This window comes from Klebsiella sp. F11 (assembly GCF_056712265.1).
Map to the genome: position 1 here is coordinate 3,415,293 of NZ_CM160060.1, position 19,792 is coordinate 3,435,084.

Genomic DNA, 19,792 nt, shown 5'->3' on the forward strand with positions numbered 1-19,792 from the left:
GATGAGCGAGCGCAGCCAGTGCAGAAGCAGCTCGATGCATGAAGTGTATAAATGGAATATTCTCTGGTGATACATCCCAGGCAATTCCCCTGACAATTGCGCTGTGTTTCCGTTTGAAATGCAGGCGACCGACACTCTGCGCCTCTTAAGCGCGCGACAACCGTGAGGTTGGCGACGTGAAACAGACACGAGGCCATCGGTTTCCCCCGGCAAGGCGTTACTCTGCCCGCAGCTTAGTCGTCAATGTAAGAATAATGAGTAAGTTACGATGAAAAGAATGTTAATCAACGCAACTCAGCAGGAAGAGTTGCGCGTCGCCCTTGTTGATGGGCAGCGCCTGTACGACCTGGATATCGAAAGCCCCGGGCACGAACAGAAAAAAGCGAACATCTACAAAGGCAAAATCACCCGTATTGAACCTAGCCTGGAGGCCGCATTTGTTGATTACGGCGCCGAGCGTCATGGTTTCCTCCCTCTTAAAGAAATTGCCCGCGAATACTTCCCTGCCAGCTACAACGCTCACGGCCGTCCGAACATTAAGGACGTGCTGCGTGAAGGTCAGGAAGTTATTGTGCAGATTGATAAAGAAGAACGTGGCAACAAAGGCGCCGCGCTCACAACCTTTATTAGTCTGGCAGGCAGCTACCTGGTACTGATGCCGAACAACCCGCGCGCTGGCGGTATTTCCCGCCGCATCGAGGGTGACGATCGCACGGAGCTGAAAGAAGCGCTGGCCAGCCTCGAGCTGCCGGACGGCATGGGGCTGATTGTGCGCACCGCGGGCGTCGGCAAATCTGCCGAAGCGCTGCAGTGGGACCTGAGCTTCCGCCTGAAGCACTGGGAAGCTATCCAGAAAGCCGCAGAAAGCCGCCCGGCGCCGTTCCTGATCCACCAGGAAAGCAACGTCATCGTGCGCGCGTTCCGCGACTACCTGCGTCAGGATATCGGTGAAATTCTTATCGATAACCCGAAAGTGCTTGAGCTGGCTCGCCAGCACATCGCCGCGCTGGGTCGTCCGGACTTCAGCAGCAAAATTAAACTGTACACCGGTGAAATCCCGCTGTTTAGCCACTATCAGATTGAGTCGCAGATCGAATCCGCTTTCCAGCGCGAAGTGCGCCTGCCGTCCGGCGGCTCTATCGTTATCGATAGCACCGAGGCGCTGACCGCCATCGATATCAACTCCGCCCGCGCAACCCGCGGCGGCGACATCGAAGAAACGGCGTTCAACACCAACCTCGAAGCGGCCGACGAGATTGCCCGCCAGCTGCGCCTGCGCGACCTCGGCGGTCTGATCGTTATCGACTTTATCGATATGACCCCGGTACGCCACCAGCGTGCGGTAGAAAACCGCCTGCGCGAAGCCGTCCGTCAGGATCGCGCGCGCATCCAGATCAGCCATATTTCTCGCTTTGGCCTGCTCGAAATGTCGCGTCAGCGCCTGAGCCCGTCGCTCGGCGAATCCAGCCATCACGTCTGTCCGCGCTGCAGCGGTACCGGCACCGTGCGCGATAATGAATCCCTGTCGCTCTCCATTCTGCGTCTGATTGAAGAAGAAGCGCTGAAAGAGAACACCAAAGAAGTTCACGCGATCGTTCCGGTGCCAATCGCCTCCTACCTGCTGAACGAGAAGCGCGCGGCGGTAAGTGCAATCGAAACCCGCCAGAGCGACGTGCGCGTCATCATCGTGCCAAACGATCAGATGGAAACCCCGCACTATTCCGTGCTGCGCGTGCGCAAAGGCGAAGAGACCTCGACCCTGAGCTATCTGCTGCCGAAGCTGCATGAAGAGGAGATGGCTCTGCCGGCCGATGAAGAACCGGCGGAACGTAAACGTCCGGAACAGCCGGCCCTGGCGACCTTCGTGATGCCGGATGCTCCGCCGGCGCCTGCGCATGAAGAGCCTGCGGCCGTCGCCGCAGCCGCCAGCGCGCCGACAGCGGCCGTTGCTTCCGCTCCGGCCCAGCCGGGCCTGCTCTCTCGCTTCTTTGGCGCGTTGAAAAACATCTTCTCTGGTGCGGAAGAAGCCAAACCGGCTGAAGTTCAGGAAGAGAAAAAAGCCGAAGAGAAGCCGGAACGTCCGCAGGAGCGCCGTAAACCGCGCGCAAATAACCGCCGCGATCGCAACGATCGTCGCGATAACCGCGAAAATCGTGACAACCGCGCAGAACGCGATAACCGTGCCGACCGCGACAACCGCGTCGAAAATGGCGAAGGCCGTGAATCTCGCGAAGAGAACCGCCGTAACCGTCGTGAGAAGCAGCAGCAGAACGCTGAGCAGCGCGAACCGCGCCAGGCGACCGGCGACGAAGCGGAAAAAGCTAAATCCCGCGACGAGCAGCAGCCGCGCCGTGAACGTAACCGTCGTCGTAATAATGACGATAAGCGTCAGGCGCCGCTGGAAGCCGTTAAGGCGCAGGATGAGCCGGTTGTTCAACAGGAAACCGAGCAGGAAGAGCGCGTTCAGAACATGCCGCGTCGTAAACCACGCCAGCTGGCCCAGAAGGTTCGCATCGAGTCTGGAGTAGCGGAAGTCGCCGTACAGGCCGCTGAAGCCGTGGTTGAGAAAGCGAAACCTGAACCGCGTACTGAACTGGCGAAGGTTGACCTGCCTGCGGTGGTCGAGGCCCCTGTCGAGCAAGAAGAGAACAGCGAATCTCGCGATGCTAACGGTATGCCGCGTCGCTCCCGTCGTTCGCCGCGCCATCTGCGCGTGAGCGGCCAGCGTCGTCGCCGTTATCGCGATGAGCGTTATCCGACCCAATCGCCGATGCCGCTGAGCGTCGCCTGCGCGTCGCCGGAAATGGCTTCGGGTAAAGTTTGGATCCGTTACCCGGTAGCCCGTTCGCAGGAACAGCAGCAGGAAGAGCAACAGGTTCAGGCTTTCGTTGCCGAAGCCGCAGCGCCGGCTGCCGTCGCTGAGCCGGCAATTGCCGAGCAGGCCGTTAACGAACCGGCCGTTGCTGAAGCCATCGCTCCGGTAGCGGCTGAAGCCACCGCCAACGAAGCTGAAGCGTCAGAACCGGCTCCGCAGGTTATCGCCAGCGAACCGCAGTCGGCCCCTGAGGAAGTCGTTGCTGAGACCGTAGCGGAAGCCGAAACCGCAGCCGAGCCGGCTATCGCCGCTGAATCTGCAGCCGCAGACGAAGTTGTCGTGGTTGAGCAGGCTGCCGCCGAGCCTGAAGCCGCCGTCGTTGACGAAGCACCGGTAATCCAGGCAGCCGCACCGGCTGAAGCTGAAGTGGAAGAAACCGTAGCAGCGCAGGGTGTTGACGAAGCGCCGACAGCAGCAGCGGTGGTTGAAGCTGAAGAAGCGGCAGCGCCGCAGGTTGTTGACGAAGCTCCGGCTCCGGCAGCAGCGCCGGCCCCTGTTGCCACGGTGGCGCCAGCTCCCGTCGCCGCAGCGGTTATCGTTTCTGACCGCCACGCGACCGCGCCGATGACCCGCGCCCCGGCTCCGGCTTACGAACCGGAAGCACCGCGTCGCAGCGACTGGGTTCGCCCGTCGTTCGCGTTCGACGGCAAAGGTTCTGCCGGCGGCCATAGCGCAACTCATCAGGCGACTGCGGAACCTACCCGCCCACAGCCCGTCAAGTAAGCGTTAAGCCTAAAAAAACCGGCCTCTCTGGCCGGTTTTTTTATTCCCTTTCCGGACGCTGCATGCCGGCAACCTGCGGCATAACCTCGCGCATCAGATCGAGAAACTTGCGTAAACGGGTCGGATAGTACCGCGCCCACGGATAGACCAGGTGAACCGGCAGGGAAGAGGCTCGCCACTGCGGGAACAGCTCAACCAGCCGCCCGGCGGCGATATCCTCCCCCACCGCCCAGCTTGAAACGATAGCCACTCCCAATCCCGCCAGCGCGGTATTGCGCGCCACGTACACGCTGTCGGTGCTCAGGCACGGCACGATGCCGAAAACCTGCTGCTGATTACACTCCTGATGGAATAACTTCACCTCGTGCTGATAAAAAGTGCTGATCGCCACCCACGGCAGCTGCGACATCTCCTGCGGCGTATCTAATGTCGGATAGCGCGCCAGCAGCGAGGGAGCGGCAACCACGCTGCGCGGTACCTCAGCCAGCAGCACCGATACCGTCTCCGGGTCCACTTCGGCCCCCACGCGAATCGCACAATCGATATTATCGCTGAGAAAATCGACGTTTTTATCATTCAGCATCCACTCGACGGACAGCTGCGGATAGCGTTGCAGGAAGCTGACCAGCGGCCCCAGCAGATGCTGCTGACCAAAAGCGTGCGGCGCGCGTACCCGCAGCACGCCGACGGGCCGGTCATCGGCAATGCGCAGATCGTCCTCCAGCGCCAGCCACGCATCGACCACCCGACGCGCATGCTGATAGCAGCGCTCGCCGTCGTCGGTCAGCTTCATCGCGTGGGTGGTTCGCAGAATAAGCTTACTCCCCAGCAGGCCCTCCAGCGACTGCAGTCGCCGGCTTACCGTCGCCTGGGTGGTAGTCAGCTGAAGCGCGGCGGCAGAAAGCGACCCGGCTTCGACGATTCGAATAAAGGTACGCATCAGTTCAATTCGGTCTATACGTTCCTGGCGCTTCATATTTACTATGCCTATACGTTTTGCGTATAACCGTTTTACCACCACGCTATCTACCGCGCCAGCCTGATTCAGGGAAAATAGCGCCATTGCATCTACGAGGGCTTTACCATGGCACCGACAACCCTATCCTCCCGTGAAGCCGGCTGGATTATCTTCATACTCGCGCTGGGCGCCGGCTTTAGCGTTGCCTCGATTTACTACGCCCAGCCGCTGCTGCCATTAATGGGTGCCAACCTGCATCTCAGCGTCGAAGGCATGGGGCTGGTGCCAACCCTGACTCAGGCGGGCTATGCGCTAGGTATTCTGTTTCTGCTGCCGCTGGGCGATCGTCATGACCGCCGTACGCTGATTTTACTGAAAAGCGCGGCGCTGGCCGTACTCCTGCTGCTGTGTAGCCTGACGGGGCAGCTCGCTTCCCTGCTAATCGTCAGCCTGCTGATCGGCATGGCGGCGACAATGGCGCAGGATATCGTTCCGGCGGCCGCCATCCTCGCTCCGGCGGGGAAACAGGGGAAAATGGTGGGCACGGTCATGACCGGACTGCTGCTGGGCATTCTGCTCTCAAGAACGGTGAGTGGCGTGGTCGGCGCGCTGTTTGGCTGGCGAGTAATGTACCAGGCCGCGGCGGTGAGCATCGCGCTGATTGGCCTGCTGATATGGCGCGTGGTGCCGCGGTTTGAAATCCACTCCGCGCTAAGCTACCCGCAGCTGATGAAGTCGATGGCGCATCTCTGGCGGCGTTACCCCGCTCTGCGCCGCGCCGCGCTGGCGCAGGGTTTTCTCTCCGTCGCCTTCAGCGCCTTCTGGTCAACGCTGGCGGTGATGCTGTTCGAACGCTATCAGCTGGGCAGCGCCGTGGCCGGCGGATTCGGCATCGCCGGGGCCGCGGGAGCGCTTGCCGCGCCGCTGGCCGGCGGACTGGCGGATAAATACGGCGCAGGCAAGGTCACCCAGATGGGCGCCGCGCTGGTTACCCTCTCTTTTGCCCTGATGCTCCTGATGCCGGCGCTGCCGCCCCACGGCCAGCTGGTGCTAATCGCTATCGCGGCTATCGGCTTCGACCTTGGGCTGCAGTCAAGCCTCGTGGCGCACCAGAATCTGGTCTACGGCCTGGAACCGCAGGCCCGCGGCAGGCTCAACGCCCTGCTGTTCACCGGGGTCTTTATTGGCATGTCGCTCGGTTCCGTGCTCGGCAGCAAACTGTACGTGATAGCCGGCTGGAGCGGCGTGACGATCCTCGCCGTAGCCGCGGGCGCTATCGCCCTTGCGATTCGCCTGCTGGAAAACGCGCGGATCGCGGCGCTAGAGCGGGCGGGAGAATAAAAAAACCCGCTCCGCGCTGCGGAACGGGTCTTTTTCTTACCCGGCGTTTAGCATCAGGCCGTGCGTCGGGCAAACTCTTTCACCCGGAAGCCCAGCAGCAGCAGGCTGGCAAAATAGGCCACCACGCCCACCCCCACCACCGCCATCAGGCGCAGCAGGCGGAACGGCATGGTCCCCTGGGACCACTCCGGCATGATAGACATCATCCCGAGCAGCGCCGCGGACATCACCAGCACCGCAATCACCAGACGCAGCAGGAAGGTAAACCAGCCCGGCTGCGGGGTGAATATTTTTTGCTTACGCAGCTGCCAGTAGAGCAGCGCGGCGTTGAGGCAGGCGGCAAGCCCGATAGAGAGCGACAGGCCGGCATGCTTCAGCGGGCCGATAAAGATCAGGTTCATCACCTGGGTCATAATCAGGGTGACGATGGCGATTTTGACCGGCGTTTTAATATCCTGGCGCGAGTAGAACCCCGGCGCCAGGACCTTCACGACAATCAGCCCCATCAGCCCGACGGAATAGGCCACCAGCGCGCGCTGGGTCATGGCCGCATCAAAAGCGTTAAACTTGCCGTACTGGAACAGGGCGACCGTCAGCGGCTTCGCGAGGATCCCCAGCGCTACCGCGCTCGGCAAGGCCAGCAGGAAGCAGAGGCGCAGCCCCCAGTCCATCAGCCGGCAGTACTCGTCATGATTGCCGCTGGCGAAGCTTTTTGACAGCGACGGCAGCAGGATCGTCCCCAGCGCCACGCCCAGTACGCCGGAGGGAAACTCCATCAGACGATCGGCGTAGTACATCCAGGAGACCGACCCGGAAACGAGGAAAGAGGCGAAAATCGTATTGATAATCAGCGAAATCTGACTAACGGATACGCCGAGGATCGCCGGCCCCATCTGTTTCACCACCCTGATCGCACCGGCGTCTTTCAGACTGATACGCGGCAGCACCAGCATGCCGATTTTTTTCAGATGCGGCAGCTGATAGGCCAGCTGCAGCACGCCGCCGACGGTGACCGCCCACGCCATGGCCAGCATCGGCGGGTGGAAATACGGCGCCGCAAAAAGCGCAAAGCCAATCATGCTAACGTTAAGAAAGGTGGGCGCAAAGGCGGGAACGGAAAAGCGGTTCCAGGTATTGAGGATCGCGCCGGCTAACGAGGCCAGCGAGATAAGCAAAATATAGGGGAAGGTGATGCGCAGCAGCTGCGTCGTCAGCGCAAATTTATCCGGGGAGTCGGCAAACCCCGGCGCGGTCACGGTGATGACCCAGGGCGCGGCCAGCATGCCGAGCACGGTAACCACCGCCAGCACCAGCGTCAGGAGACCCGAAACGTAGGCCACGAATACGCGGGTGGCGTCTTCGCCCTGCTTGCTTTTATATTCCGCCAGTATCGGCACAAAGGCCTGAGAAAACGCGCCTTCGGCAAAAATACGCCGTAGCAGATTGGGTAATTTGAACGCCACAAAAAAGGCGTCCGTCGCCATGCCTGCGCCAAAAATACGCGCGACGATGGCGTCTCGCGCAAAGCCCAGCACGCGCGAAAACATGGTCATCGAACTGACTGCCGCCAGTGATTTTAAAAGGTTCATTAAGGTGTTTTCCACAACCCTGAAGTAAAACGCCCGCAATGGCGGGCGCTGGAAAGTGGCGATAGTCTACCGGGTTCGTCATGAAATACTACTGCCAGTTGTTACAACGAATTATTCGCTCATCGCCTCGTGCCACAGCTTTTCAACGATGCGCTGGGCCAGCAGCGCCTGTTCGCCAGCGGTTTCAGGAACCGTCTGATTTTGCACGCATTCGATAAAATGACGCGCGCAGCCGACAAATCCGCGCTGCTCAAGGGTGGTTTGCCAGCCGGGAACCGGACGCTGCACCACGCCCTGGCCGCGCTCCTCCTGCCACTCGCGCATATCGCGAACTTCATACAGGCCGCCGTCGGTAACCGCCTGCACCCACTCCCGCTGGCTGCCGGCGCGCCGGTGCATGCTGGTGGTGATCTCCAGCTGCGGCGAGCTGAAGCGGTGTTCGGCATAGAGCATTTCGCCCTGGGCGGTGGTTTGCAGCAGGCCGCCGCTCAGACGCGCCTTGCCGTCCGCCAGCCACAGCGCGGTATCGACCACGTGCAGATAGTCGTCAAGCAGGGTAAAGCGCAGATCGTGACCGACGCTGTCGCTACGATGCTTATCCATGCGCAGCGAGGCGGCGTCATCCAGATGCGCCTTCAGCTCACGATACAGCGGCGCAAAGCGGCGGTTAAATCCTACCATCAGCGTCAGCCCGCGGCGGACGGCCAGCTCAACCAGGGATTCGGCTTCGCTAAGCTTATCCGCCAGCGGTTTATCCACGCAGACATGCACTCCGGCATTAAGCAGCCGGCTGACGACCTCAAAGTGCGAGGCCGTCGAAGTATGGACAAAGACCGCGTCGCATTGCGCCGCCAGCTGCTCCAGGGAATCGGCGTAGGGAATGCGCCAGGTTTCACAGATGCGCAGCGCCTTCTCTTTACCCGGTGACCAGGCCGTCTGCAGCGTCCAGCCGTCCGCAGCGCCCAATACCGGCAGCCAGGCCTTCTGCGCAATGCCGCCCAGTCCCACCACTCCAACGCGTAGTTTCGCCGTCACGATTAATCCCCCAGATGGGCCAGCAGCGATGCCAGCCGCTCTTTTAGTTCCGCCACTTCGGCCTCCAGTACCTCAACCCGCGTCTGGAGATCGTCTCCCGACGGCGATACCGCTTCTACCGCCGTAATCAGCGAGTCCATATCATCGCAGAACAGATGCATGTAGCGGCTTTCGCGTTTCCCCGGTTCGCGGGGCAAACGGGCGACGAACGGGCCGTCATCACGGCCAGCCAGCTTCTCGAGTACGCTTTCGATTTCCGCCATATCGCTGAATTCGTACATTCTCTGCGCCCGGCTGCGCAGCTCACCCGGGGTCTGCGCGCCGCGCAGCAGCAGCGTCGTGACCACCGCCACCTCCGCCGGCGTCAGTTTCAGATCGCCGAACTCGGAATTGCAAAAGCGCTGCTCGTATTTGGTCACCCGGTTGCCAAACCCGCTCACCGTGCGCAGAAAGTGGCGCTTAACCAGCGTATCCAGCAGATCCTGAATATCGCTTTCGCTGAGCGACATCACCGGCTCCCGGTTGGTTTTCTGGTTACAGGCGGTCACCACCGCATTGACCGATAGAGGATACTGCTCCGGCGTCGTGACCTGTTTCTCCAGCAGACAGCCAATAACGCGCGCTTCGTGCGCGCTTAACTGATATTTCATGCTCTCTCCTTAGCGACCCGGGATCCAGTCCGGTGTCGTCAACGCCGTCAGTACGTGGTCACGCCACTGGCCATCGATTAACAGATAATCTTTGGCGTAGCCCTCTTTTTCAAAGCCAAGACGCGCCAGCAAAGCGCCGCTGCGCTGATTGTGCGGCATATAGTTGGCCATAATGCGATGAATATGCTGCGTGCGCTGCATATAGCGAATTGCCGAGGTTAGCGCTTCAAACATCAGCCCCTGCCCCTGCCACTTCTCACCGATGGAGTAGCCGAGGTAGCAGGCGTGAAACGAGCCGCGCACCACGTTTGAAAAATTCGCCACGCCGACTATCTCTTTCTCTTGCGGATCGAGGAGCGCAAAATAGAATGCCGAACCCTGTTTATGAAACTCCGAAATCATCGACAAGCGCGCCTGCCAGCCGGAGGGGTAGCAGTGGCTGTCGTCGCGCACCGGCTCCCAGGGCTTTAAGAACCCTTTATTCTCCGCGTAGTAGTCGGCCAGACGCCAGGCGTCACGATCGTGAACCAGCCGCGTGACCAGCCTGTCCGTCGTCAAACGCACCTTTGGTACGTTACTGCGATAGCCAAACATTTCCCTCTCCTGTTCCCCTGACTGATTACCCTGCTCCCTTCACTATACCTGTCCTGAACGGCGGAGTGAAAACAGCAACATACCATTTTCTGCACCATCTCCCCTTTTCGATGAATAGCCTCTATCAAACTTGCTTTTTGATAAAAAAATATTGTCGCAAGTCCGCTGGGAAACGCCCGGGCTTCCCCGCACACTAGAAGGGCTAATCTCTATTTTCCCAGGAGGGGAAATGTCCCGCGTATCGCAGGCAAGGAGCCTGGGTAAATACTTCCTGTTGGTCGACAATATGCTGGTCGTTCTCGGCTTTTTTGTCGTCTTCCCGCTGATTTCCATTCGCTTTGTCGACCAGATGGGCTGGGCCGCGCTGATGGTTGGGATCGCCCTCGGCCTGCGTCAGCTGGTGCAGCAGGGGCTGGGGATTTTTGGCGGCGCGGTGGCCGACCGTTTCGGCGCCAAACCGATGATCGTTACCGGCATGCTGATGCGCGCGGGCGGCTTTGCCGCGATGGCGGTGGCCCATGAGCCGTGGGTGCTGTGGTTCTCCTGCATTCTCTCGGGCCTCGGCGGGACGCTGTTTGACCCGCCGCGCGCGGCGCTGGTGGTGAAGCTGGTGCGCCCGCATCAGCGCGGCCGCTTCTTTTCGCTCCTGATGATGCAGGACAGCGCCGGCGCGGTCATCGGCGCTCTGCTCGGCAGCTGGTTGTTACAGTACGATTTTCGCCTCGTCTGCAGCGTAGGCGCGGCGCTGTTCGTCGCCTGCGCCGGATTTAACGCCTGGTATCTCCCGGCCTGGAAGCTGTCGACGGTGAAAACGCCGGTACGCGAGGGGCTGGGGCGCGTGCTGCGCGACAGGCGCTTCGTGACCTATGTCCTGACGCTCACCGGTTACTACATGCTGGCGGTGCAGGTAATGCTGATGCTGCCGATTATGGTCAACGACATCGCGGGCTCCCCTTCGGCGGTCAAATGGATGTATGCCATTGAGGCGACGATCTCGCTGACGCTGCTGTATCCAATTGCCCGCTGGAGCGAAAAGCGCTATCGGCTGGAGCACCGGCTGATGGCCGGCCTGCTGGTCATGACGCTCGCCATGCTGCCGATTGGCCTAACCAGCAACCTGCAGCAGCTGTTTACGCTGATCTGCATTTTCTATATGGGTTCGATTATCGCTGAACCCGCCCGTGAAACTCTGGGCGCCTCGCTGGCCGATGCCCGCGCGCGCGGCAGCTACATGGGCTTTAGCCGGCTGGGGCTGGCCTTTGGCGGCGCCTTCGGCTACGCCGGCGGCGGGTGGCTGTTTGACGCCGGTAAAGCGGTCAATCAGCCGGAGCTGCCGTGGCTGATGCTGGGTATTATCGGCTTTATCACCTTTATCGCCCTGTGGTGGCAGTTCAGCGCGAAGCGTTCAGCCTCCGGTATGCTGGAGCCGCGCACCTGATTCAGCATGGCTGATTTTCAGCATTTTCCGCTAGCGCCTACGATGCTGGCAGGCCATGCTGCTTTGTGTCAGGATGAGCCCATCGCATTACGTTAAGGAACCCAATGAAAAAGATGTTTATCGCGGCCGCGCTGATCGTAAGCGGTCTCCTGAGCGGCTGTAACCAGCTTACGCAATATTCGGTAAGCGAACAGGAAATTAACCAGGCGCTGCAGAAACGCAATCACTTCGCCAAGGATATCGGCCTGCCGGGCGTGGCGGATGCGCATATCGAGCTGCACGATTTAACCAGTGCGATTGGTCGCGAAGAGCCGAATAAAGTGACCCTCAGCGGCGTGGCCAACCTCGATCTCAATTCGCTGTTCGGCAATCAAAAAGCCACTATTGACCTCAAGCTGAAGGCGCTGCCGGTGTTCAATAAGGAAAAAGGAGCGATCTTCCTGCAGGAGATGGAAGTCGTCGATGCGAAAGTCGCGCCGGAGAAGCTGCAATCGGTCGTGCAGACGCTGATCCCCTACCTGAATCAATCCCTGCGCAGCTATTTTAATCAGCAGCCCGCCTACGTTCTGCGCGAAGATGCCAGCACCGGCGAAGCGCTGGCGAAAAAATACGCCAAAGGCATCGAGGTCAAGCCGGGTGAGATAATCATCCCCTTCACCAATTAACCTTACGGGCGCCCCGGCGCCCGTTTTTTTACGGAAGTTGATGCAAAGGAAAACGTTTACGCTTATCCTTTGTGCCCGGTGAAAAACAGCCCTGATGACTGAACCTATTAGCCGGAGCCTTCCATGACAGCACAACCCCAGGTACTGAAAATCCGTCGCCCTGACGACTGGCACATCCATCTGCGCGATGACGATATGCTGGAAACCGCCGTGCCCTACACCAGCGAGTTTTACGGTCGGGCGATCGTGATGCCGAATCTGGCGCCGCCTGTCACCACCGTTGAAGCCGCCGTCGCCTATCGCCAGCGAATCCTTAACGCCGTGCCCGCCGGGCATGACTTTACCCCGCTGATGACCTGCTACCTGACCGATACGCTCGATCCCGCCGAGCTGGAGCGCGGATTTACGGCCGGCGTGTTCACCGCGGCTAAACTCTATCCGGCCAATGCCACCACTAACTCCAGCCACGGCGTAACCAGCATCGATACCATTATGCCGGTGCTTGAGCGCATGGAAAAACTCGGCATGCCGCTGCTGGTACACGGTGAAGTCACGCACGCGGAGATCGATATCTTCGATCGCGAGGCGCGCTTTATTGAAACGGTGATGGAGCATCTGCGCCAGCGTCTGCCGGGCCTGAAGGTGGTATTCGAACATATCACCACCAGGGATGCCGCAGAGTACGTTCGCGACGGCAACGAGCTGCTGGCCGCCACCATTACGCCGCAGCACCTGATGTTTAACCGCAACCACATGCTGGTCGGCGGTATTCGCCCGCACCTTTACTGCCTGCCGATCCTGAAACGTAACGTTCACCAGCAGGCGCTGCGCGAGCTGGTCGCCAGCGGCTTTACCCGCGCGTTTCTCGGTACCGACTCCGCGCCGCACGCCCGCCACCGCAAGGAAACCAGCTGCGGCTGCGCCGGCTGCTTTAATGCGCCAACCGCGCTGGGTAGCTACGCGACGGTGTTTGAAGAGATGAATGCGCTGCCGCACTTCGAGGCGTTCTGCTCGCTTAACGGCCCGCGCTTCTACGGTCTGCCGGTCAACGAAACCTTCGTTGAGCTGGTACGCGAAGAGAGCGTTGTGGCGGAGAGCATCGCACTGCCCAACTACACGCTGGTCCCCTTCCTCGCCGGTGAAACCGTACGCTGGACGATGAAAAAATAAAACGCCGCCCTCTGTTGTAAATAGAGAAAAGATACTGTATAAATAAACAGCATATTGCACAGGGGGCCATCATGCGTATCGAAGTCTCTATCGCCAAAACTACCGCCTTACCGAGCGGCGCTTTAGAAGCGCTGAATAGCGAACTCTCCCGACGAATCGATCGGCAGTTCCCGGCCAAACCAAGCCAGGTAACCGTACGCTTCGCCACCGCTAACAATCTTTCCGTTATCGGTGGCCTTAAAGAAGATAAAGACCGGATAAGCGAAATCCTGCAGGAAACCTGGGAAAGCGCTGATGACTGGTTTATCCACGACGTACCCTGAGTCGTTCGGGCTGCATGACAGCGGCGGCGCAGAACGCCTCGGGCGATTAATCGAGGCTTTTGCCCGCGCAATGCTCATGCGGTTCGAAGCCTGACCGGTACAGCAAATTAATTTGCTCCCTCATTGTGCTTTTTTTGCCGGGTCGCCCCGGCTTTTTTTATTCCCTTCGCCAATACTCAGACTTTTCTTTAATTTGCTGATTATTTCCTTACAAAATAACGTACAGCGGGACAAGATTTGCGCAAAAAAGCGACAAAAAGAGAAAAGCTCGCCCCGTTTGCGTTAATTTCTCGAGTTTATACTTAACTCCTGATATAATTAACTTGCTTCAGAAAACATGCATTAAACCTCGAGAATTGTTGTCTTTTAACATATGAATAAGGGGTTATGATGGAAAAGAATAATGAAGTCATCCAGACCCATCCCCTCGTCGGATGGGACATCAGCACCGTAGATAGCTACGACGCGCTGATGCTGCGCCTGCACTACCAGAACCCCACTCATGAAAGCTGTAATGAAGCTGAAATTGGCCAGACTTTATGGCTGACGACGGACGTCGCACGTCAATTTATTTCTATCCTTGAAGCCGGCATTGCCAAGATTGAAGCAGGTGAATACCAGGTCAATGAGTACCGCAGACATTAGTGATTCTGCTGTCATCCATATACTCTAACTAAACGGGCACCGAATTGGTGCCTGATTTATTTTCAGACTTGTATAAGTGCGGGTTGTTAATTACCCTGCTAATAAAGCAAAAACCCGGAACATACCATGCAATACGACCTCATCATTATCGGCAGCGGCTCAACCGGCGCCGCCGCAGGCTATTACGCTCGTCGCGCAGGACTCAACGTACTGATGACCGACGCCCACCAGCCTCCGCATCAGGAAGGCAGCCATCACGGCAGCACGCGCCTTATCCGCCACGCCTATGGTGAAGGTGAACGCTATGTCCCGCTGGTGCTGCGGGCGCAGCAGCTGTGGGACGAACTGGCCACCCTCAGCGGTGAAGCCGTTTTTGAGCGTACCGGGGTGATTAACCTCGGCCCGGCCGAATCCGCGTTTCTCACTAACGTCATGAACAGCGCGCGCGAATTTGCGCTCAACGTTGAGGAGATGGACGCCCGGGCTATTATGGCCCGCTGGCCGGAAATTCGTGTGCCAGAAGGCTATCGCGGGGTATTTGAACCGGCATCAGGCGTCCTGCGCAGCGAGCTGGCCGTTGAAACCTGGATTCGCCTGGCTCGTGAAGCAGGCTGTGCGCAGCTGTTCAACTGTCCGGTCACCGCGATCCATCATCACCAGGATGGCGTTACTATCGACACCGCGGATGGTCAGTACAGCGCGAAAAAGCTGCTGATCAGTGCCGGTACCTGGGTGACCCGCCTGCTGCCTGAGCTGCCGGTTCAGCCGGTGCGCAAAATCTTCGCCTGGTTCCAGGCCGATGGCCGCTACAGCAGCAAAAATAACTTTCCGGCGTTTACCGGCGAGCTGCCCAACGGCGATCAGTTCTACGGCTTCCCGGCGGAGGATAATGAACTGAAAATCGGCAAACACAACGGCGGGCAGCTCATCTCCAGCGCGGAAGAACGTACGCCGTTTGGCAGCGTAGCGACGGACGGTTCGGAATCATTCAATTTCCTGCGCAACGTCCTGCCCGGCATTGGCGGCTGCCTGCACGGCGCATCCTGCACCTACGACAATACGCCGGATGAGGATTTCATTATCGATACCCTCCCCGGTCATCCGCAGACGTTGCTGATTAGCGGATTAAGCGGTCATGGTTTTAAATTTGCTCCGGTTTTGGGCGAGATTGCCGTCCAGTTTGCCCAGGGAGAATCGCCGGCCTTTGATCTGACCTCCTTCTCGCTGGCGCGCTTTCAGCAATAATAGCCACCCCGCGGTGCCCGCGCGCCGATAAAAAAACGGCCTCACCGGAGGCCGTTTATCACTGAGAGATCCTATGCGTCGCCTGTATGACTTACTGATCAACAACGTCCGCGAGCACTTTATGATTTATCTCGCGCTGTGGCTGCTGCTGGCGGTCATCGACCTTGTCTGGCTATGGTTTTTCTGAAGGCTCAGGATCCGGGATCCCCAGTTTGGTATTCAGACGTCCGCGGGACTTATTGAAGATCTTATTCCCGTTCTCACGCCCGGCGCGCAGCCTGCGCTGCTCCTCTTCCGGCAGCTTGTGCTCCTCCATGCAGGATTCGCTGCAGCAGCCGGCAAACTTCTCCGCGCAGCTCGGGCACTGAATAAACAGCAGATGGCAGCCGTCGTTCAGGCAGTTGGTGTGGCTATCGCAGGGCGCGCCGCACTGGTGACAGTGCGCGATGATATCGTCAGAAATACGTTCGCCCATGCGCTCATCAAAAACAAAGTTTTTACCGATAAAGCGTACCGGCAGACCCTGCTCGCGCGCGCGACGCGCGTACTCAATGATGCCGCCTTCAATGTGCCAGACCTTACTGAAGCCGTTGTGCTTCATCCAGGCGCTGGCTTTTTCGCAGCGGATGCCGCCGGTACAGTACATAACGATTTTTTTATCCTTATGCTCCTGCATCATCTCCACCGCCTTCGGCAGCTGATCGCGGAAAGTATCGGCGGGAATCTCCATCGCCTTCTCGAAATGCCCCACTTCGTATTCGTAATGGTTGCGCATATCGATAAAGACCGCGTCGGGGTCATCCAGCATCGCATTAACTTCCGCCGCCTTCAGGTAGTCACCGACGTTAGAGGCATCAAATGTCTCATCATCGATACCGTCGGCAACAATTCGGTCGCGCACCTTCAGGCGCAGCACCCAAAACGATTTCCCGTCATCGTCAAGAGCGATATTCATGCGCAGCCCTTCCAGCGCCGGGTTGAAAGCGTACAGATATTCGCGCAGGGCCTCGACGCGGCTTTGCGGGACGCTGATTTGCGCATTGATCCCTTCGTGGGCCAGGTAAATACGGCCAAACACGTTTAGCTTTGTGAGCGCAATCCACAGGGCGTCGCGCGTCGCTTTTGGGTCAACGATAGTGAAGTACTTATAGAAAGAGATCGTCGTGCGCGGCTCGGTCTCGGCCAGCATCTGCGCTTTTAACGTCTCATTTGAAATGCGGTTATGTAACACTGGCATGGTGTACCTGCTCGACATAAAAATGAGTAAAACAAACGGCCGGCATCATATAGTAAAAGGCGTTAATTTACATCCCTACATTTCGCGCTACATTTTTGATAGCAACCTTAGCTATGATTTAACAATAAATGCCAACCGGGCCGCTCGTTTTGGCTGAACCATAAAAAAATGCGATAATAGAACGCGTTGCTTAATTGAACAGGTATGAGATGACCCATTTACCTAAATTTACCATGGCGTTACTACACCCACGCTATTGGCTACTTTGGCCAGGAATCGGCCTGCTGTGGTTAGTTGTCCAACTTCCCTATCCGCTGATTTATCGTCTGGGCACCGCCCTGGGCCGCCTTGCGATGCGCCTGATGACCCGGCGGGCGAAAATTGCCTATCGCAACCTGGAGCTCTGCTTTCCCGAGAAGAGCGAGCAGGAGCGCCATCAGCTAATCAGACAAAACTTTGAATCCGTTGGCATGGGCCTGATGGAAACCGGCATGGCCTGGTTTTGGCCCACGCGGCGCATTGCGCGCTGGACGGATTCTATTGGCGTCGAACATATCCGGGCCGTGCAGGCGCAAAAGCGCGGCATTTTGCTGATCGGTATCCACTTCCTCACCCTAGAGATGGGCGCCCGCATGTTCGGGATGAATGAGCCGGGGATTGGCGTCTATCGTCCGAACGATAATCCGGTCATCGACTGGCTGCAGACGTGGGGACGACTGCGCTCCAACAAGGATATGATCGACCGTAAGGATCTGAAGGGCATGGTGCGGGCGCTGAAAAAAGGCGACGTTATCTGGTACGCGCCGGATCACGACTACGGCCCGGCCTCCAGCGTCTTTGTGCCGTTTTTCGCCGTCGACCAGGCCGCCACCACGTCCGGTACCTGGATGCTGGCAAAAATGTCGAAAGCCTGCGTCGTGCCCTTCGTGCCGCGCCGCAAGCCCGATGGCAAAGGCTACGAGCTGATTATTCTGCCGCCGGAGTGCGATCCGCCGCTGGATGACCCGCAAACGACCGCCGTATGGATGAACCATATCGTCGAGAAGTGCATTCTGATGGCGCCGGAGCAGTATATGTGGATGCACCGCCGCTTCAAGTCGCGCCCGCCCGGCGTCCCTTCACGCTACGAATAACCGCCGTTACTCCGCACAAAGCCCCCGTTTCGGGGGCCACGACCTTAGCATTAAACGCGCTCTCCCATTGCGGCAACCGTTTCTCAGGCGCATAATTAGCAGGCTCATATTTTCAACTTTTGACCTGCGGCGCAGGCCAGTGGGATCCTATGTCGTCTGCCGATCTACCCGTTAACTGGAAACGCAATCTTACCGTCGCCTGGTTCGGCTGTTTTTTGACCGGCGCGGCCTTCAGCCTGGTGATGCCGTTCCTTCCGCTTTACGTTGAACAGCTCGGCGTCACGGGCCACGCGGCCCTGAATATGTGGTCGGGGCTGGTCTTCAGCATTACCTTTCTTTTCTCCGCCGTCGCCTCGCCGTTCTGGGGCGGACTGGCCGACCGCAAGGGGCGCAAAATCATGCTGCTCCGTTCCGCACTCGGCATGGCTATCGTCATGGTGCTGATGGGGCTGGCGCAAAATATCTGGCAATTTCTGCTGCTGCGCGCGCTACTGGGATTATTAGGCGGGTTTGTGCCGAACGCCAACGCCCTTATCGCCACCCAAATCCCGCGCCAGAAGAGCGGCTGGGCGCTGGGGACGCTCTCCACCGGCGCCGTCAGCGGCGCCCTGCTTGGCCCGCTGGCCGGCGGCTTTCTCGCCGATCTATGGGGCCTGCGCCCGGTCTTCTTTCTCACCGCCGGGGTCCTGTTTACCTGCTTCCTCCTGACGCTGTTCTTCATTCGCGAACAGTTTGCGCCGGTGGCGAAAAAAGAGATGCTCAGCGCCAAAGAGGTTTTCTCCTCGCTGAAAAGCCCAAAACTGGTGCTCAGCCTGTTCGTTACCACCCTGATTATCCAGGTCGCTACCGGGTCAATTGCGCCGATCCTGACGCTGTACGTACGGGATCTGAGCGGGGATATCAGCAATATTGCCTTTATCAGCGGGATGATCGCCTCCGTTCCCGGGGTTGCCGCCCTGATCAGCGCCCCGCGTCTCGGCAGGCTGGGCGACCGCATCGGGCCGGAAAAAATCCTCATCGTGGCGCTGATCCTCTCCGTGCTGCTGCTCATCCCGATGTCATTCGTCCAGACCCCGCTACAGCTGGGCGTCCTGCGTTTTCTGCTCGGCGCCGCCGACGGCGCGTTGCTACCGGCGGTACAAACGCTGCTGGTGTACAACTCCACCAGCCAGGTCGCCGGCCGCATCTTCAGCTATAACCAGTCGTTTCGCGATATTGGCAACGTCACCGGCCCGCTCATCGGCGCCTCCGTCTCCGCCAACTATGGCTTCCGGGCGGTCTTCTTGGTCACCGCCTGCGTGGTGATGTTTAACGCCATCTATTCGACTATCACCTTACGCCAGCCGCGAAGCAGCGAACCCTCTGACGGCCGGGGCTCCGGCGATCGTTCGGTAAATTAGGTCGGCAAGGCGCCCTTCCCCTTGACGCATCGCCCGCCGACTTCTATAGATTGAATCGAGTCCATTTCTCATTCTTCTTAGGGGGTTAGCCATGCCAAAGGATTCCGTTTTCTATGCCACGCTCGAAGAAGCTATCGATGCGGCCCGCGAAGAGTACCTGGCCAATAATCCGGATAGCGACGAAGAGAGCGCCAACGTCGAACAGCTAAATATCCAGAAGTACGTTTTGCAGGATGGCGATATCGCCTGGCAGGCCGAGTTCTTTGCCGATGATGAAGGAGAAGGAGAGTGCCTGCCGATACTCAGCGGCGAAGCGGCGCAGAGCGTTTTTGACGGCGACTACGATGAGATAGAGCTTCGCCAGGAGTGGCTGGAGGAGAATACGCTCCACGAATGGGACGAAGGCGAGTTCCAGCTTGAACCCTCTCTGGATACGGAAGAGGGTCAGACGGCGGCCGATGAGTGGGACGAGCGCTAGCTAATTGTAGGGTCCATGGCTCGCATCAAGCGGCAGCAGCAGCGTGTCGAACACCAGTGAAAATGGCAGGTCGAGGATGGTGATATAGCGCCACGATGAATCGCGAACGTCCCACTGGACGCCGGGGTAATACTGATTGCCATGCCCCTGCCCCGGCACCGTGCGGCTAATAATGCTGCCACAGCCGCTGAGTAACACGGTCATGACGATGACCAGCAAAATTCTCATCTGTAATCTCAGCTCCTGGAGAAAAAAATACCGGCAACATTGCCGGTATTTTTCTTAACGCGCGG

At 58.8% G+C, this 19,792-nt stretch carries 19 protein-coding genes; 12 read left to right on the forward strand and 7 right to left on the reverse strand.

Annotation, left to right across the window (positions count from 1 at the left end; genetic code table 11):
- Nucleotides 1-268 precede the first annotated feature (268 nt).
- Nucleotides 269-3,598, forward strand: coding sequence for a ribonuclease E (gene rne / locus AC1M2H_RS16920; protein ID WP_480148245.1), 3,330 nt, complete (start codon nucleotides 269-271; stop codon nucleotides 3,596-3,598).
- A gap of 40 nt (nucleotides 3,599-3,638) precedes the next feature.
- On the opposite strand, the gene AC1M2H_RS16925 is transcribed toward rne, so the two are convergent.
- The gene (locus tag AC1M2H_RS16925) at nucleotides 3,639-4,661 is read right to left on the reverse strand and encodes a LysR family transcriptional regulator (RefSeq protein ID WP_480148246.1); all 1,023 of its coding nucleotides are present in this window, start codon (nucleotides 4,659-4,661) and stop codon (nucleotides 3,639-3,641) included.
- Between the two features lie 21 nt (nucleotides 4,662-4,682).
- On the opposite strand from AC1M2H_RS16925, the gene AC1M2H_RS16930 reads away from it, so the two are divergent.
- Entirely contained in the window at nucleotides 4,683-5,897 is a 1,215-nt protein-coding gene (locus AC1M2H_RS16930; protein WP_480148247.1) for an MFS transporter, read from the forward strand.
- A gap of 53 nt (nucleotides 5,898-5,950) precedes the next feature.
- Here AC1M2H_RS16930 and murJ read toward each other — a convergent pair whose 3' ends face one another.
- The 4 genes from murJ to rimJ all read right to left on the reverse strand — a co-directional run bounded on the left by murJ (nucleotide 5,951) and on the right by rimJ (nucleotide 9,765).
- On the reverse strand, nucleotides 5,951-7,486 hold the full coding sequence (gene murJ, locus AC1M2H_RS16935; RefSeq protein WP_480148248.1) for a murein biosynthesis integral membrane protein MurJ: 1,536 nt from the start codon (nucleotides 7,484-7,486) through the stop codon (nucleotides 5,951-5,953).
- Nucleotides 7,487-7,597: 111 nt separating this feature from the next.
- Nucleotides 7,598-8,521, reverse strand: coding sequence for a Gfo/Idh/MocA family protein (locus tag AC1M2H_RS16940; RefSeq protein WP_480148250.1), 924 nt, complete (start codon nucleotides 8,519-8,521; stop codon nucleotides 7,598-7,600).
- A 2-nt stretch (nucleotides 8,522-8,523) separates the two neighbouring features.
- Nucleotides 8,524-9,171 carry a YceH family protein gene (locus AC1M2H_RS16945; protein ID WP_480148251.1) on the reverse strand — a complete coding sequence of 216 codons (648 nt, stop codon included), beginning with the start codon at nucleotides 9,169-9,171 and terminating at the stop codon, nucleotides 8,524-8,526.
- A gap of 9 nt (nucleotides 9,172-9,180) precedes the next feature.
- The gene (rimJ, locus tag AC1M2H_RS16950; protein WP_480148252.1) at nucleotides 9,181-9,765 is read right to left on the reverse strand and encodes a ribosomal protein S5-alanine N-acetyltransferase; all 585 of its coding nucleotides are present in this window, start codon (nucleotides 9,763-9,765) and stop codon (nucleotides 9,181-9,183) included.
- 229 nt (nucleotides 9,766-9,994) lie between these two features.
- Here rimJ and mdtH point away from each other — a divergent pair, with 229 nt between their 5' ends.
- From mdtH to AC1M2H_RS16985, 7 genes are all read left to right on the forward strand, one after another.
- Nucleotides 9,995-11,203 (forward strand): multidrug efflux MFS transporter MdtH, encoded by a 1,209-nt coding sequence (mdtH, locus tag AC1M2H_RS16955; RefSeq protein ID WP_480148253.1) that lies wholly within the window; start codon nucleotides 9,995-9,997, stop codon nucleotides 11,201-11,203.
- 104 nt (nucleotides 11,204-11,307) lie between these two features.
- A complete protein-coding gene (locus AC1M2H_RS16960; RefSeq protein ID WP_480148254.1) occupies nucleotides 11,308-11,868 on the forward strand; it encodes a lipoprotein in 561 nt (186 codons plus the stop codon).
- A 123-nt stretch (nucleotides 11,869-11,991) separates the two neighbouring features.
- Complete coding sequence (gene pyrC / locus AC1M2H_RS16965) at nucleotides 11,992-13,038, forward strand: dihydroorotase (RefSeq protein WP_480148255.1); 1,047 nt, start codon at nucleotides 11,992-11,994, stop codon at nucleotides 13,036-13,038.
- Between the two features lie 71 nt (nucleotides 13,039-13,109).
- The gene (gene dinI / locus AC1M2H_RS16970) at nucleotides 13,110-13,361 is read left to right on the forward strand and encodes a DNA damage-inducible protein I (RefSeq protein WP_426815118.1); all 252 of its coding nucleotides are present in this window, start codon (nucleotides 13,110-13,112) and stop codon (nucleotides 13,359-13,361) included.
- 390 nt (nucleotides 13,362-13,751) lie between these two features.
- Nucleotides 13,752-14,006 carry a biofilm formation regulator BssS gene (gene bssS, locus AC1M2H_RS16975; RefSeq protein ID WP_480148256.1) on the forward strand — a complete coding sequence of 85 codons (255 nt, stop codon included), beginning with the start codon at nucleotides 13,752-13,754 and terminating at the stop codon, nucleotides 14,004-14,006.
- A 126-nt stretch (nucleotides 14,007-14,132) separates the two neighbouring features.
- On the forward strand, nucleotides 14,133-15,251 hold the full coding sequence (solA, locus tag AC1M2H_RS16980; protein ID WP_480148257.1) for an N-methyl-L-tryptophan oxidase: 1,119 nt from the start codon (nucleotides 14,133-14,135) through the stop codon (nucleotides 15,249-15,251).
- A gap of 73 nt (nucleotides 15,252-15,324) precedes the next feature.
- On the forward strand, nucleotides 15,325-15,438 hold the full coding sequence (locus AC1M2H_RS16985) for a YceO family protein (protein ID WP_426815119.1): 114 nt from the start codon (nucleotides 15,325-15,327) through the stop codon (nucleotides 15,436-15,438).
- Here the strand turns inward: AC1M2H_RS16985 and trhO are convergent.
- Nucleotides 15,424-16,488 carry an oxygen-dependent tRNA uridine(34) hydroxylase TrhO gene (gene trhO, locus AC1M2H_RS16990; protein ID WP_480148258.1) on the reverse strand — a complete coding sequence of 355 codons (1,065 nt, stop codon included), beginning with the start codon at nucleotides 16,486-16,488 and terminating at the stop codon, nucleotides 15,424-15,426. The two genes, AC1M2H_RS16985 and trhO, sit on opposite strands and share 15 nt — an antisense overlap.
- Before the next feature lie 209 nt (nucleotides 16,489-16,697).
- On the opposite strand from trhO, the gene AC1M2H_RS16995 reads away from it, so the two are divergent.
- From AC1M2H_RS16995 to AC1M2H_RS17005, 3 genes are all read left to right on the forward strand, one after another.
- Nucleotides 16,698-17,621 carry a Kdo(2)-lipid IV(A) acyltransferase gene (locus AC1M2H_RS16995; protein WP_480148260.1) on the forward strand — a complete coding sequence of 308 codons (924 nt, stop codon included), beginning with the start codon at nucleotides 16,698-16,700 and terminating at the stop codon, nucleotides 17,619-17,621.
- 149 nt (nucleotides 17,622-17,770) lie between these two features.
- A complete protein-coding gene (gene mdtG / locus AC1M2H_RS17000; RefSeq protein WP_480148261.1) occupies nucleotides 17,771-19,021 on the forward strand; it encodes a multidrug efflux MFS transporter MdtG in 1,251 nt (416 codons plus the stop codon).
- 91 nt (nucleotides 19,022-19,112) lie between these two features.
- A complete protein-coding gene (locus AC1M2H_RS17005; RefSeq protein ID WP_480148262.1) occupies nucleotides 19,113-19,499 on the forward strand; it encodes a MysB family protein in 387 nt (128 codons plus the stop codon).
- On the opposite strand, the gene AC1M2H_RS17010 is transcribed toward AC1M2H_RS17005, so the two are convergent.
- Nucleotides 19,500-19,727 (reverse strand): YceK/YidQ family lipoprotein, encoded by a 228-nt coding sequence (locus AC1M2H_RS17010; protein ID WP_480148263.1) that lies wholly within the window; start codon nucleotides 19,725-19,727, stop codon nucleotides 19,500-19,502.
- Nucleotides 19,728-19,792: the final 65 nt, after the last annotated feature.